Source organism: Pseudomonas sp. W2Aug9 (assembly GCF_023127755.1).
Classification (GTDB): Bacteria; Pseudomonadota; Gammaproteobacteria; order Pseudomonadales; family Pseudomonadaceae; genus Aquipseudomonas; species Aquipseudomonas synxantha_A.
Genome location: NZ_SPKL01000010.1, coordinates 847179 through 860331 on the forward strand (window position 1 = coordinate 847179; position 13153 = coordinate 860331).

The 13153-nt window shown below is 60.7% G+C and carries 12 protein-coding genes; 8 read left to right on the forward strand and 4 right to left on the reverse strand.

Annotation, left to right across the window (positions count from 1 at the left end):
• Positions 1 to 40 precede the first annotated feature (40 nt).
• Positions 41 to 955 (reverse strand): DNA-binding transcriptional activator PunR, encoded by a 915-nt coding sequence (gene punR, locus E3O56_RS10825; protein ID WP_032877190.1) that lies wholly within the window; start codon positions 953 to 955, stop codon positions 41 to 43.
• Positions 956 to 1077: 122 nt separating this feature from the next.
• Between punR and punC the strand changes: the two genes are divergently transcribed.
• Complete coding sequence (gene punC / locus E3O56_RS10830; protein ID WP_005786270.1) at positions 1078 to 2262, forward strand: purine nucleoside transporter PunC; 1185 nt, start codon at positions 1078 to 1080, stop codon at positions 2260 to 2262.
• A gap of 127 nt (positions 2263 to 2389) precedes the next feature.
• Here the strand turns inward: punC and E3O56_RS10835 are convergent, their stop codons facing one another.
• Positions 2390 to 3223, reverse strand: a complete 834-nt coding sequence (locus tag E3O56_RS10835; RefSeq protein ID WP_032877189.1) for a nucleoside-binding outer membrane protein — start codon at positions 3221 to 3223, stop codon at positions 2390 to 2392.
• A gap of 157 nt (positions 3224 to 3380) precedes the next feature.
• On the opposite strand from E3O56_RS10835, the gene E3O56_RS10840 reads away from it, so the two are divergent.
• On the forward strand, positions 3381 to 4883 hold the full coding sequence (locus tag E3O56_RS10840; protein WP_032877188.1) for a nucleobase:cation symporter-2 family protein: 1503 nt from the start codon (positions 3381 to 3383) through the stop codon (positions 4881 to 4883).
• 100 nt (positions 4884 to 4983) lie between these two features.
• Here E3O56_RS10840 and E3O56_RS10845 read toward each other — a convergent pair whose 3' ends face one another.
• Together E3O56_RS10845 and E3O56_RS10850 are read right to left on the reverse strand one after the other, a co-directional pair.
• On the reverse strand, positions 4984 to 5916 hold the full coding sequence (locus E3O56_RS10845; RefSeq protein WP_103733561.1) for a proline iminopeptidase-family hydrolase: 933 nt from the start codon (positions 5914 to 5916) through the stop codon (positions 4984 to 4986).
• An 89-nt stretch (positions 5917 to 6005) separates the two neighbouring features.
• Positions 6006 to 6770, reverse strand: coding sequence for a LuxR family transcriptional regulator (locus E3O56_RS10850; RefSeq protein WP_005786276.1), 765 nt, complete (start codon positions 6768 to 6770; stop codon positions 6006 to 6008).
• 183 nt (positions 6771 to 6953) lie between these two features.
• Between E3O56_RS10850 and E3O56_RS10855 the strand changes: the two genes are divergently transcribed.
• From E3O56_RS10855 to E3O56_RS10880, 6 genes are read left to right on the forward strand one after another with little or no spacing between them, the layout of a single operon-like run.
• Complete coding sequence (locus tag E3O56_RS10855) at positions 6954 to 7841, forward strand: proline iminopeptidase-family hydrolase (protein WP_032877186.1); 888 nt, start codon at positions 6954 to 6956, stop codon at positions 7839 to 7841.
• A 3-nt stretch (positions 7842 to 7844) separates the two neighbouring features.
• Positions 7845 to 8792, forward strand: coding sequence for an ABC transporter permease (locus E3O56_RS10860; protein WP_032877185.1), 948 nt, complete (start codon positions 7845 to 7847; stop codon positions 8790 to 8792).
• The gene (locus E3O56_RS10865; RefSeq protein ID WP_103733563.1) at positions 8789 to 9646 is read left to right on the forward strand and encodes an ABC transporter permease; all 858 of its coding nucleotides are present in this window, start codon (positions 8789 to 8791) and stop codon (positions 9644 to 9646) included. The genes E3O56_RS10860 and E3O56_RS10865 overlap by 4 nt, the downstream gene beginning before the upstream one ends.
• A complete protein-coding gene (locus E3O56_RS10870) occupies positions 9643 to 10599 on the forward strand; it encodes an ABC transporter ATP-binding protein (RefSeq protein WP_103733564.1) in 957 nt (318 codons plus the stop codon). The genes E3O56_RS10865 and E3O56_RS10870 overlap by 4 nt, the downstream gene beginning before the upstream one ends.
• Positions 10596 to 11567 (forward strand): ABC transporter ATP-binding protein, encoded by a 972-nt coding sequence (locus E3O56_RS10875; protein ID WP_032877183.1) that lies wholly within the window; start codon positions 10596 to 10598, stop codon positions 11565 to 11567. Before E3O56_RS10870 ends, E3O56_RS10875 begins: the two co-directional genes overlap by 4 nt.
• Before the next feature lie 31 nt (positions 11568 to 11598).
• Complete coding sequence (locus E3O56_RS10880) at positions 11599 to 13113, forward strand: ABC transporter substrate-binding protein (RefSeq protein WP_248128204.1); 1515 nt, start codon at positions 11599 to 11601, stop codon at positions 13111 to 13113.
• Positions 13114 to 13153: the final 40 nt, after the last annotated feature.

Genomic DNA, 13153 nt, shown 5'->3' on the forward strand with positions numbered 1-13153 from the left:
TCGGGAGCAAGCCCCCTCCCACAGTGGTTCTGTGTGGGGTTCAGAGGGAGGGGCCATTCAGCCATTCCTGGTTCATGGTTTCGGTATCTCCCAGGTATTCCAGCAACCACGCCATGGCCGGCGAAAGCTTGCTCTGCGCCCACGCCACGCATGATGGGCTGGCTGGAAAGGGCCGGCTCAATTGCAGCGCCACCAACTCGCCGCGCTCGATCCATGGCAATACCTGATGGGCCGGCGCCATCCCTACACACAGCCCATCGCGTAGGCAATCCAGGGCCGAAGCCCAGTTGGGCACCACCAGGCGGCGCTGGTTATCCAGGGTCCAGGTGTCACGCTTGGGCAGATTGCGCGAGGTGTCAGTCATGCACAGTGAGGCGAAAGGGCGCAATTGGTCATCACTGAGCAAGCCTTCCACCGCCGCCAAGGGGTGCCGGGCACTGACCACACACAGCCAGTTCAACAGGCCCATGTCACGGAAGCTGAAGTGACTGGCCACCGGCACTGCGCTGGTGGCGCCGATCACGATGTCGGTGCGCTCATCGGCCAGCGCATCCCATACACCGTTGTACACCTCGTATTCGAGCAGCAGTTCCACCTCGGGAAACTGCCGATAGAAGTCCAGCACCAATTGGCGGCAGCGCTGGGGTTTGACGATGGAGTCCACCGCCACCTTCAACTGGCCGCTCCAGCCATTGGCCACCTGCTGGCACAAGCGTCGGGTGCCGAGCATTTTCTTCATCACGCTGCGGGCTTCGTCGATAAACAGGCGGCCTGCGGGGGTCAGTTCCACGTCGCGATGCCGGCGCACAAACAAGGGCACGGCCAGCCATTCTTCAAGTTGGCGTACGGTGTAACTGATGGCCGACGGTACGCGGTGCAGTTCCTGGGCGGCGGCGCTGAAGCTGCCGTGACGGGCGACGGCGTCGACCACATCCAAAGAATATTCCGACCACATGTGGGCTGCCTTCAAAATTATTGATGAGAGTGTCCAATTATTATCGCTTCACACAGGTTTTGTCAGCTTCATAATGGGCGCCAGTCAGCAAATAGTTTGATGGCAGTTTTTACAAGGCTTCGATGAAAAATTCTTTTGGTTTTACCTGGTATCTGGCGGGGCTGAGTATGCTCGGCTATCTCGCCATGGACATGTACTTGCCGGCGTTTGGCGCCATGGGCGAGCAGTTGAATATTGGTGCTGGCGCGGTGGGCGCCAGCTTGAGCATTTTTCTCGCCGGCTTTGCGGTGGGGCAGTTGGTGTGGGGGCCGCTCTCGGACCGCCTGGGGCGCAAGCCCATTCTGCTCGCGGGCTTGAGTCTGTTTGTGCTCGGTTGCCTGGGCATGTTCTGGGTCGAGACCACCCCGCAACTGCTGGCGCTGCGCTTTATACAGGCGATTGGTGTGTGTGCCGCGGCCGTGAGCTGGCAGGCATTGGTGATTGATCGCTACCCGGCCGACAAGGCCCATCGCGTCTTCGCCAGCATCATGCCGTTGATGTCGCTGTCGCCGGCCCTTGCACCGTTGTTGGGTGCCATGGTGTTGAATCACTTTGGCTGGCAGGCGATCTTCGGCGTGTTGCTGGTGGTGTCACTATTGCTGCTGTTGCCGACCTTGTTCCTGCGTAGCCTGCCCAAGCGTGTGGAGCACAAGGGCGGACCCACGCGTCTGGGGTATGGACAGTTGCTCACCTCGCGGGTGTTTACCGGCAACGTGATGATTTTCGCCGCCTGTTCGGCCAGCTTCTTCGCATGGCTCACGGCCTCGCCGTTCATCCTCGGCGGCATGGGTTACAGCCCGAATGACATCGGCCTGAGCTACGTACTGCCGACCCTGGCGTTTCTCGTTGGCGGCTACAGTTGCCGCAGCGCCTTGCAGCACCTGGCGGGCAAAACCCTGTTGCCGTGGTTGCTGGGCGCCTATTGCCTGAGTATGGTGGCGTTGTACCTGGTGGCCACCTTGAGCGTGCCGACCCTGACCACCTTGCTGATTCCGTTCTGCCTGATGGCGCTGTGCAACGGCGCCAGCTACCCGATCGTGGTGGCGAATGCGCTGATGCCATTTGCCGAAAACTCCGGCAAGGCCGCGGCCCTGCAAAACACCCTGCAACTGGGCCTGTGCTTCCTGGCCAGCTTGTTGGTGTCGTCGATGATCGAGCAACCGCTGATGATCACGGTGATTGTGATGTTGGCGACGGCGCCGTTGGCGGTGTTGGGGTATTGGCTGGCGCGGCCGAAGCGCAATACTTCCGAACTGGCCAGCGCCTGAGCTGACAATACGATCAAACTGTGGGAGCTGGCTTGCCTGCGATAGCGGTCTGTCAGTTAGCCCATCTGGCACTGATACACCGCTATCGCAGGCAAGCCAGCTCCCACATTTTTTTGCGTTTCTTCAGTTAGAACGTGACTTCCATGTTCAGCGTCGGCGTTGAGGTGCGGCTGCCACGGCCACCATCCACGCCGAACTTGTTATGCCAGTATTCATAGCCCACCCCCAGGTACAGGTTCGGCTTGACGCTTTTACCCGGCCGCAGCGCCACCATCAGCGCAGTACGCATCAGCCCTTCCGGCGCGGTATCGCGGCCATGATAGTCCTCGCCTTTCTCCCCGACGTAATTGATAAACCCCTGGAATTTCGCCGCGTGGTTGCCGACCTCGAACGGGCGCATCCACGTCAGGTTAAGCATGTAGGTGTCGTCGAAGGTGTGATTCGACTCTTGCGCGCCGGGAATGCCGGTGTGGTTCTTTTCCTTGTAGTACATCAGGCTCAGGTCCAGCACGCCGACGGTGTTGAACTTCAAGGTCGGGCCGATCACCAGCGCGCGCTTTTTGGCTGAGGCGAAGTTGTTGTTGCGGTTGGCGTCGAAACCCAGGGTCAGGGCGTAATCCTTGATCAACCCGGTGCCCGGCGGCAGATCGAACACGCGCGAGGCATACAGCTGGTGCCGGTACACGGCATACACCTCGCTGCCGCCATGGTCGGTACCCTTGCGTGGGTCACGGCTATCGGACAGAAACACATCGAGGTTGAGGAAGTTGCTGCCGTAGCGGTAGCCGCTGGCGTGGGTGAAGCTGTAGATGCGCTTGCTGAAATCGTCGGGGTTGTTCGGATTGGTGAAGTGCTGGCCGTAGCGAAATCCTACGCTGTTGTTCATCCATTCCACCGCGACAGCCTCACCACCGCCCAGAAGGGTCAATGCAACGGTTGCGCCCTGTAGTGCCTTTTTCATTATTTTTGTCCTTTGGCGTTCTGGCTCATGACGGCCGGATTATTTTTGTAACGCCGCGGGAGGGTATCTTGTTCGATTGATTGTATACAACTCTATGGACATACAGTCTGAATATTGCATACAGTGAGCGCACAACAAAAACAGAGAACCCCTCACCATGACTATCCCGAAGGCGTCACCGCAGCGGCCCGAAGATGAAAATCTGGGCGTTGCCGCCAACATGGCTTACGGCCTGCAGCATGTACTCACCATGTACGGCGGCATCGTCGCCGTGCCGTTGATCGTCGGCCAGGCCGCCGGGTTGTCGCCGGCGGATATTGGTCTGTTGATTGCCGCGTCGTTATTTGCCGGTGGCTTGGCCACGTTGCTGCAAACCCTTGGCCTGCCGTTCTTCGGCTGTCAGTTGCCACTGGTGCAGGGCGTGTCGTTCGCGGGTGTGGCGACCATGGTGGCGATTGTCGGCAGCGACGGTGCGGGAGGTATTCCGGCAATTCTCGGTGCGGTGATGGCCGCGTCGTTGATCGGCCTGTTGATCACCCCGGTGTTTTCACGCATTACCAAATTTTTTCCGCCACTGGTGACCGGCATCGTGATCACTACTATCGGTCTGACGCTGATGCCAGTGGCTGCGCGCTGGGCAATGGGCGGCAACAGCCGTGCGGCGGATTTCGGCAGCATGTCGAATGTCGGCCTCGCGGCCCTGACTCTGGTGCTGGTGCTGCTATTGAGCAAAATCGGTAGCGCCACGATCTCGCGTTTGTCGATCCTGCTGGCAATGGTGATCGGCACAGTAATCGCCGTACTGCTTGGCATGGCTGACTTCTCCAGCGTCACGCAAGGGCCGATGTTTGGCTTTCCTACACCTTTCCACTTTGGTATGCCGACCTTTCATGTGGCCGCGATCATTTCCATGTGCATCGTGGTGATGGTGACGCTGGTGGAAACTTCGGCGGACATCCTCGCAGTGGGCGAGATCATCGACACCAAGGTTGACTCCAAGCGCCTGGGCAATGGCCTGCGCGCCGACATGCTGTCGAGTATGTTCGCGCCGATCTTTGGTTCGTTCACCCAAAGCGCGTTCGCCCAGAATGTCGGCCTGGTGGCGGTGACCGGTGTGAAGAGCCGCTTTGTGGTGGCCACCGGCGGGGTGTTCCTGGTGGTGCTGGGCCTGTTGCCCTTTATGGGGCGGGTGATCGCGGCGGTGCCCACCTCGGTGCTGGGTGGCGCGGGGATCGTGTTGTTCGGCACGGTCGCGGCCAGTGGCATTCGTACGCTGTCCAAGGTGGATTACCGCAACAACATGAACCTGATCATCGTTGCCACGTCCATCGGCTTTGGCATGATCCCCATCGCCGCGCCGAGCTTTTACGATCAGTTCCCGAGCTGGTTCGCGACCATCTTCCACTCGGGCATCAGTTCGTCGGCAATCATGGCGATCTTGCTGAACCTGGCGTTCAACCACTTCACCGCGGGTAACTCGGACCAGCAGTCAGTGTTTGTGGCGGGGACTGAGCGCAGCCTGTGCTTCCGCGATGTGGCCGCGCTGCGTGATGGGGATTACTACCGGGGTGGGAAGTTGTTTGATGCAGAGGGTAAGGAGATTCCCCTGGTAGCGGATACCTCGAAGAAAGCCGCAAAACCCGAAACCACAGAGGTCTAAAAATGTGGGAGGGGGCTTGCTCCCGATAGCAGTGTGTCAGCCACTGAAGATATTGACTGATACACCGTCATCGGGAGCAAGCCCCCTCCCACATTGGAATCTAGCCAGCCTTGCGGGCTTTGTGCGGCATTGAACACACCTCATCCAAAAACTTCACCACGGTCCCCATGCACGCCTGGCGTTCTTCCACATGGGGCATGTGGCTGGAGTCTTCAAACAGTGCCCAGCGCACGTCTGCTATCTCATCCAGAAACGGCTTGACCACCAGCGGTGTGGCTTCGTCATGCCTACCGGAAATCACCAGGGTCGGCACTTTGATCGCGTCCAGGCGGCCAATCACGTTCCAGTCCTTCAAGCTGCCGATCACGTGGAATTCAGTCGGGCCGCTCATGGCGTGGTACACCGTCGGGTCTGCGTCGACCTGGGCGAAGGTGCGCGCCACTTCCTCGGGCCATGGGTTGACCCGGCACACGTGCTGGTCATAGAAAATCCGCGAGGCCGCCAGGTATTCCGGGTCTTGATAAGTGCCGGCCTGTTCATGTTTGAGCAGGGTTTCGTGCACGCCTTCGGGCAGCAGTTTACGCAGGCGATTGGCTTCGCTGACCCAGGTGCGCATACAGGTCGGTGAGTTGGCGGGGATAAACGCGCGCAGGCCCTTGGGCTGCAAGATCGCGTGTTCGCTGCCCAGCATACCGCCCCAGGATTGACCGAGGATCGCGTAGTTCTCGCTGATCTGCAGGTGGTCCAGCAGGTTGTTCAACTCGTCGAGGAACAGACCGATTGTCCAGAACGAAGGATCTTTGTGGGGCAGGTGCGTGGAGCGACCGTTGCCCAGTTGGTCATAGTGGATCACCGCGTGGCCGCTGGCGGCGACATCCTTGAAGGCATCGACGTAATCGTGGGTGCAGCCCGGGCCGCCATGGATGATCACCAGCGGCGTGCGGCCCGTGCCCAGGTCACCGGTGACGCGATACCAGGTCTGGTAGGCGCCAAAGGGTGCGAAGCCTTCGCGAACTTTTTCGATGAATTCCATTTCGTACCCCTGAAAAAAATGATCAGGGTTACGATAATCTGAACAAAAAGTTTAGGTAACTAGCAAAACAGCTAGGTTTTTGCGAAAACTCAACCTTCCAGCAAGCGGTAATGGGTGGCCCGCACCACCGCTTGGACGCGGTTCTTAGCCCCCAGTTTGTGCATGGCCGAGGCCAGGTGCAGGGTGACGACTGCCAGGGAGCGGCTCAGTTTGGTGGCGATTTCGGCGGCGGTCAGCCCATCGGCGGCCCATTTCAGGCATTCGCGTTCGCGCTTGGTCAGGTGGATGTGCGGGTAGGCGCGCAGTTCCTTGCTGAACAACGGGTAAGCCGCTTCCTGCAGGGCATGGGTGATCAGGCTGAAGTCGGCCAATGTGTGCTGTGCGTCCTTCAATACCGTGCGCGCCTTGCCGGTGCGCAGGCCGGTCAGCGATGCGAAGCCACCACGGGGCAAGTGAATGGGCACGCTGACGCCGCAGGTCAGTTCACGTTCGTGCAGGTACGAGGAAACGGGGGCGTGGCACGGGTCGATGATTTTTTGCAGGGCGGTCTCGGTTTTCGCTTCATAGGACCAGACAAACGGCGATACCGTGCTCAACGCCAGGTGCTGCACCGGGTCGATCTGGTAAAACCCTTCGCTGCACCATAAGGCGTGCCAGTCGGGCGGTGTGTTGCGCAGTTGCAACACCGAGGGGGTAATCAGCGTGCCATTGAGGTCGATGGGCACCGGCGTGTAGTCGTACACCAGCGCATCGAAGCCCAGTTGTTGGGCGAGAATAAACGTATTGTCCATCTGTTCATCCAGGCTCCTGCCCGGCATGAGGCGATTATTGAAGGCGGTCAGCTTGGCCAGCATCCGTTCTGCTCCCGAATTCATTTGAATCTCGACTTGCTGCAAGTAGAATGCCACGCCCCGGCGAAGGACAGCCAGGCCAAACCTATAGGAAATACTAGGTTATGGACGCACGGTATCCTCGGTAGTGTTGACCTGATAAACGGCCGCTACCCGCCAGGCCGATACAACACAAGGAATGTATGCATGTGGCGTGAAATTGCCCCCGACCAGCAGTACAACGTACAAGTCGACGGCCATAACCTCGTGGTCTACAGCTTTGGCGAAGGCGATGAAGTGCTGCTGTGTCTCAACGGCGGCCCAGGCCTGCCGTGTGACTATCTGCGTGACGCTCATGGCTGGCTCAAAGCGCATAACCTGCGAGTGGTTGCATTCGACCAGCTTGGCACGGGCGCATCAGCCAGACCGACCGATGTTGCGCTGTGGGAAATCCGCCGTTATGTCGAAGAAGTCGAGACCGTGCGCCAAGCCCTGGGCCTGGGCCGCGTGCATTTGCTCGGGCATTCCTGGGGCGGTTGGCTCGGTATCGAATACGCCATCCATTATCCCGATGCGCTGAAAAGCCTGATCCTGGAAAATACCGTCGGCGACATTCCCCATCTGTCCCAGGAACTCGAACGCCTGCGAGGCGCCCTGGGCAGCGAAACCGTGGCCATGATGCAACGCCACGAAGCCATGGGCACCCTCGACCACCCGCAATACCAGGCCGCCATCACCTTGCTCAACTACCGTCATGTGTGCCGCCTCGACGAGTGGCCGGAGCCGCTCAAACGCTCCCTGGGCGACTGGAACATGGGGCCCTACGCAACCATGCAGGGCCCCAACGAGTTCCTCTATATCGGCAACCTCAAGGACTGGAACCGCCTCAAGGAGATGGCTGAATTCAGGATGCCGATCCTGATCACTACCGGCCAGCACGACGAACTGACCCCCGCCTGCGCCATGCGCATGAAGCTGGCCGCCACACACGCCGAACTGCACGTATTCCCCAATAGCAGCCATATGCCGTTTTATGAGGAACCTCAAGCGTACTTCCCGGTGCTGCTGGACTTTCTCGCTCGCAACCGAGGCTGACGGATGAACCTGGCGCGTTACCGTTTTGTCCTGTCCCGGCCGTTGCAACTGCTGCCGGTGCTGTTTGGCATCAGCCTGATCACTTTTGTGTTGGTGCGCTCGATCCCCGGCGACCCAGCGCGGGCTTTGCTTGGCTCGCGCAGTACGCCGGATGCGCTGCTGAAAATCCGTGCCCAGTTCGGCCTCGACCAGCCCTTGTGGCTGCAATACTTCTACTTCCTGAAAAACCTGCTCAAGGGCGACCTCGGCCAATCGCTGCTGTACAAGGTCGACGCGCTGAAACTGATCGTTACCCGCATCGAGCCGACGCTGGTGCTGGTGCTGGGCAGCGTGGCCCTGGCGTTGCTGATCGCGGTGCCGCTGGCGACAGTAGCGGCGCGCCACAAAGGCGGTTGGGCGGACAACCTGATCCGCGTTTTCACCACGGTCGGCCTGGGGATGCCGGCATTCTGGCTGGGCTTGATGCTGATCCTGCTGCTGAGCGTGCAATGGGGCCTGTTCCCGGTGTCTGGCTATGGGCGGACCTGGCTGGACAAGGCCCACCATATGGTGTTGCCGTGCCTGACCATCGCCCTGGCGCTGTCGGCGGTGCTGGTGCGCAACCTGCGGGCGAGTATGTTGATGGAGCTGCAGGCCGATCATGTCACCGCCGCCCGGGCCCGAGGCTTGTCCGAGGCTGCGGTGTTTCGTCGGCATGTACTGCCCAACTCGCTGGTGCCGGCCGTCAACCTGCTGGCGGTCAACATCGGCTGGCTGATCAGCGGTACGGTGGTCATCGAAAGCCTGTTTGCGATTCCGGGCATCGGCCAATTGCTGGTGCGCGGTATTTTCACCCGTGACTACATGGTGGTGCAGGGCGTGGCGATGGTGCTGGCCTGTGCCACGGTGGTGGTCAACTTCGTCGCCGACATAGTAACGGTCGCCCTCGACCCACGGGTGAAGATGCAATGAGCAGCCGCCCACTGATTGCACCCTGGCGCTTGCGCCTGCGCTTTGGCTTTCGCAATGGCCGCCTGACCGCCGCCTGGGGCCTGCTGATCCTGTTGACGTGGCTGGCCCTGGCGCTGTTTGCGCCGTGGATCGCACCGTTTGACCCCATCGCCCAAAACACCGACATGAGTTTGCTGGCGCCCAGCCTTGCCCATCCGCTGGGTACCGACAATTACGGCCGGGATGTGTTATCGCGGGTGATCTGGGGCGCGCGCATCGACCTGCAACTGGCGATTGTCGGGGTGATCTTCCCGTTCATCATCGGCACTTTCGTCGGCGCGGTGTCCGGTTATGTGGGTGGGCGTTTCGACAGTTTCTGTATGCGCGTGATCGATGTGGTGCTGGCGTTCCCGTTCCTGGTGCTGATGCTGGCGATCATGGCCATTCTGGGGCCTGGCTTGCAGAGCTTTTATATCGCCATGGCACTGGTGGGCTGGGTGTCGTATGCGCGGTTGATTCGCTCGCAGATCCTGGTGCTCAAGGAAAGCGAGTTTGCCCTGGCCGCCAAGAGCCTGGGGTTTGGCCATGGGCGCATTCTGTTCCGGCATTTGCTGCCCAATGCCCTGTTTGGCTCCATCGTGTTTTCCATGTCCGACGCGGTGCTGGTGCTGCTCAACGGCGCCGCCGTGAGTTACCTGGGCCTGGGCGTGCAACCGCCTACCGCGGAATGGGGGACGATGGTGGCCGAGGGGCAAGCCTTTATCACCACGGCCTGGTGGATCTGCACCTTCCCGGGGTTGGCCGTTGTGACCCTGGCCATGGGCTTCAGCCTGTTGGCCGACGGTGTCGCGCAAGTGTTGGGGGACCGCTCGTGAGCCTGCTGCACGTGCGCGACCTCAGCGTGATCGCCAACAACAGCGGGCGTGATGTCACCTTGGTGGATCGCGTGTCCTTCGACCTGGCCGAAGGTGAGATTCTCGGCCTGGTGGGTGAGAGCGGGTCGGGCAAGACCATGGCCTGCCGCGGCTTGATGCGCCTGCTGCCATCGCCCAGCCTGCGTGTGCAAGGCGGCGCCGTACGCCTGGCCGGCCAGGACCTGCTGCAACTGGATGACGCCGGTATGCGCGCCGTGCGTGGCGGGCAACTGGGCATGATCTTCCAGAACCCCAGCAGCCACCTGGATCCGCTGATGCGCATCGGCGAGCAGATCGCCGAGGGCATCCGCCTGCATCAAGGTGCGTCGAAAAAGGACGCCCGCTTGCAGGCTATCGAGGTGCTGCGCCAGGTCGGGATTCCTGACCCGCAGGCGCGGGTCGACAACTATCCCCATGAGTTTTCCGGCGGTATGCGCCAGCGCGCGATGATCGCCGTGGCACTGGGCTGCAACCCGAAAGTGCTGATTGCCGACGAGCCGACCACGGCCCTGGATGTGACGGTGCAGGCGCAAATCCTGCGCCTGTTGCTCGACCTGCGCGACCAGCGTGGCCTGTCGATCATCATGATCACCCATGACCTGGGCGTGGTCGCGCAAACCTGCGATTCCATCGCGGTGATGTACGCCGGGCGCCTGTGCGAGCACGGCAGCAAATACGAACTGCTGGCGCGGCCGCAACATCCCTATACCGCTGGGCTGATCGACTGCCAGCCGGCCCACAGCAGCGGTCATGCCTTGTTGCGCACCATCCCTGGCCAGCCGCCGTTGCTCGATGCCTTGCCTGACGGTTGCCGCTTTAATCCGCGTTGCCCGCAGGCCGGGGCCTTATGCACCGAGCTGTTGCCCCAAGGCGCACGCGTGGCCTGTCACTATCCACTGGGAGGTCGCCCATGAGCCTGTTGCAGATCAAGGACCTGGAGGTGCGCTTTGCCGCGTCCGGCAGTGGCCTGCTCGGCCTGAACAAGCAGTGGGTGAGGGCGGTGAACGGGGTGTCGCTGAACCTTGCCGCCGGTGAAACCCTCGGCTTGGTGGGCGAGTCCGGCAGCGGCAAGAGCACCCTGGGCCGGGCGATTTTGCACCTCAACCCGATCAGCGCCGGCCAGGTGCTGTTTGACGGTATCGATATGGCGCACGGCAGCGCCATCGACATCGCCCGCCTGCGCCATGAAACCGCGATGATTTTCCAGGACCCGTACGCCGCGCTGAACCCCCGGCACAGCATTGGCGAAACCCTCGCCGAGGTGTTGCGCGTGCAGCGCAAGGTGGCTGTGGAGCAGATCCCGGCACGCGTCAATGAGCTGCTGGAGTTGGTGGGCCTGCGCCCCGAGTTGGCCGGGCGCAAACCGGGCTCCCTCAGCGGCGGCCAATGCCAGCGCGTGGGTATCGCCCGGGCACTGGCGGTGGAGCCGCGCCTGATCATTGCCGATGAATGCGTGGCCGCGCTGGATGTGTCGATCCAGGGCCAGATCATCAACTTGCTGCTGGAACTGCAACAACGCATGAACCTGGCGATCCTGTTTATCGCCCATGACCTGGCCATCGTGCGGCGCCTGTGCGACCGCGTGGCGGTGATGTACCTGGGCAAGATCGTCGAAGAAGGGCCGGTGGAGGCGGTGTTCACCACGCCGCGTCATCCGTATACGGCGGCGTTGATCGAGGCGATTCCCGAGATTGACCCGCATCGGCCATTGCCCGCGCACCCCTTGCCGGGTGAGCCACCAAGCCCACTGAATCTGCCTACAGGCTGTGCGTTTCACCCGCGTTGCCGGTATGCGCGAGCCGTGTGTTCCGCGGTGTTGCCGCCGACCCATTTCCTGCACGAGCATCGGTACAGTTGCGTGCTTGAAGAACCTTTGCCTTGACCTCTGCCATTCATTAACAAGGAGTTGTGATATGCAATCGCGCCACTTGAAGTTGCTCGCCGCCGCTACGCTGACCGCCTGGTCGCTGACCGCAGGACTGGCCCAGGCCGCTGGTGTCCTCACCATCGGCTGCCGTGAAGACAGCACCACCTTCGACCCGATCAAAAGCGCACAAAACCGCGACACCTGGGTATTTGCCAACGTCTACGACACCCTGGTGCGCGTGGATAACCTGGGCACCAAGATGGAACCGGGCCTGGCCGAGAGCTGGGAGATATCCGAGGATGGCTTGACCTACACCTTCAAACTGCGTGAAGCGAAGTTCTCCGACGGATCAAAGATCACCGCGGCCGACGCGGCGTTCAGCCTGTTGCGCATCCGCGACAACAAGGCGTCGTTGTGGAGCGATCCGTTCAGCCTGATCAACACCGCCAAGGCCAGCGATGCGAAGACCCTGGTGGTCACTCTGAAAACCCCGGCGGTGGCCTTCCTCTCGCAATTGGCGTCGCCGACGGTGTCGATCCTGTCGGAAAAAGCCATGACCACGATGGGCGAAGACGCCTACTCGGAAAACCCGGTGACGTCCGGCGCGTTTACCGTGGAAGAGTGGCGCAAGGGCGACCGGGTGATCCTGAAGAAGAACCCGAATTTCTGGCAGGCCAATAACGTCAGCCTCGACGGCGTGGAGTGGGTGTCGGTGACCGACGACAACACCCGTATGCGCATGGTGCAGAACAACGAACTCGACACGGCGATCTTCGTACCGTTCTCGCGGGTCGAAGAGCTGAAGAAAGACAAGAACGTGGTGATCCACGCCGACCCGTCTACCCGTGAAGATCACTTGTTGATCAACCACGAGCACGGCTTGCTCGCCAAGCCGCAGGTGCGCCAGGCATTGGACATGGCCATCGACAAACAATCGCTGGTGAAAACCGCTACTTACGGTCAAGGCACCGTGGCGTATTCCTACATTCCCAAAGGCTCGCTGTACCACTACGCCAACAACCTGCAACGTCCTTATGACCCGACTGAGGCCAGGAAACTGCTGGAGGAGGCTGGTGCCAAGGACTTGAAGCTCAACTACGTGGTCAACGCCGGCAACGAGGCCGACGAGCAGATTGCGGTGATCATCAAGGACCAGTTGGCCAAGGTCGGTGTGACCGCCAACCTGCAAAAGGTTGACCCGACCCAAAGCTGGCAGATGCTGGTGGACGGTGAGTACGATATTTCGGTGATGTACTGGACCAACGATATCCTCGACCCGGACCAGAAGACCACCTTCGTGCTGGGCCACGACACCAACCAGAACTACATGACCCGCTACAAGAACGACAAGGTCAAGGCGCTGGTAGCTGCGGCGCGAGTCGAGGCAGACCCGGCCAAGCGTGAGCAGATGTATGTCGAGTTGCAGAAACTGGCCAAACAGGATGTGAACTGGATTGACCTGTACTACAGCCCGTACATCAATATTTCACGCAAGAATGTGAGCAACTTCCTGCAGAACCCGCTGGGCCGTTTCACCCTTGAAGAAGTAGTCAAAAACTGAGTTTTTGACTACACCACAAAGCAGTGTGGGAGCTGGCTTG

Excerpts from the sequence above, each read along its gene's own strand:
- E3O56_RS10880 (WP_248128204.1), top strand. The coding sequence starts at position 11,599 with ATGCAATCGCGCCACTTGAAGTTGCTCGCCGCCGCTACGCTGACCGCC.
- punR (WP_032877190.1), bottom strand. The coding sequence starts at position 955 with ATGTGGTCGGAATATTCTTTGGATGTGGTCGACGCCGTCGCCCGTCAC.
- E3O56_RS10860 (WP_032877185.1), top strand. The coding sequence starts at position 7,845 with ATGAACCTGGCGCGTTACCGTTTTGTCCTGTCCCGGCCGTTGCAACTG.
- E3O56_RS10850 (WP_005786276.1), bottom strand. The coding sequence starts at position 6,770 with ATGCTGGCCAAGCTGACCGCCTTCAATAATCGCCTCATGCCGGGCAGG.
- E3O56_RS10840 (WP_032877188.1), top strand. The coding sequence starts at position 3,381 with ATGACTATCCCGAAGGCGTCACCGCAGCGGCCCGAAGATGAAAATCTG.
- E3O56_RS10845 (WP_103733561.1), bottom strand. The coding sequence starts at position 5,916 with ATGGAATTCATCGAAAAAGTTCGCGAAGGCTTCGCACCCTTTGGCGCC.
- E3O56_RS10875 (WP_032877183.1), top strand. The coding sequence starts at position 10,596 with ATGAGCCTGTTGCAGATCAAGGACCTGGAGGTGCGCTTTGCCGCGTCC.
- punC (WP_005786270.1), top strand. The coding sequence starts at position 1,078 with ATGAAAAATTCTTTTGGTTTTACCTGGTATCTGGCGGGGCTGAGTATG.
- E3O56_RS10835 (WP_032877189.1), bottom strand. The coding sequence starts at position 3,223 with ATGAAAAAGGCACTACAGGGCGCAACCGTTGCATTGACCCTTCTGGGC.
- E3O56_RS10865 (WP_103733563.1), top strand. The coding sequence starts at position 8,789 with ATGAGCAGCCGCCCACTGATTGCACCCTGGCGCTTGCGCCTGCGCTTT.
- E3O56_RS10855 (WP_032877186.1), top strand. The coding sequence starts at position 6,954 with ATGTGGCGTGAAATTGCCCCCGACCAGCAGTACAACGTACAAGTCGAC.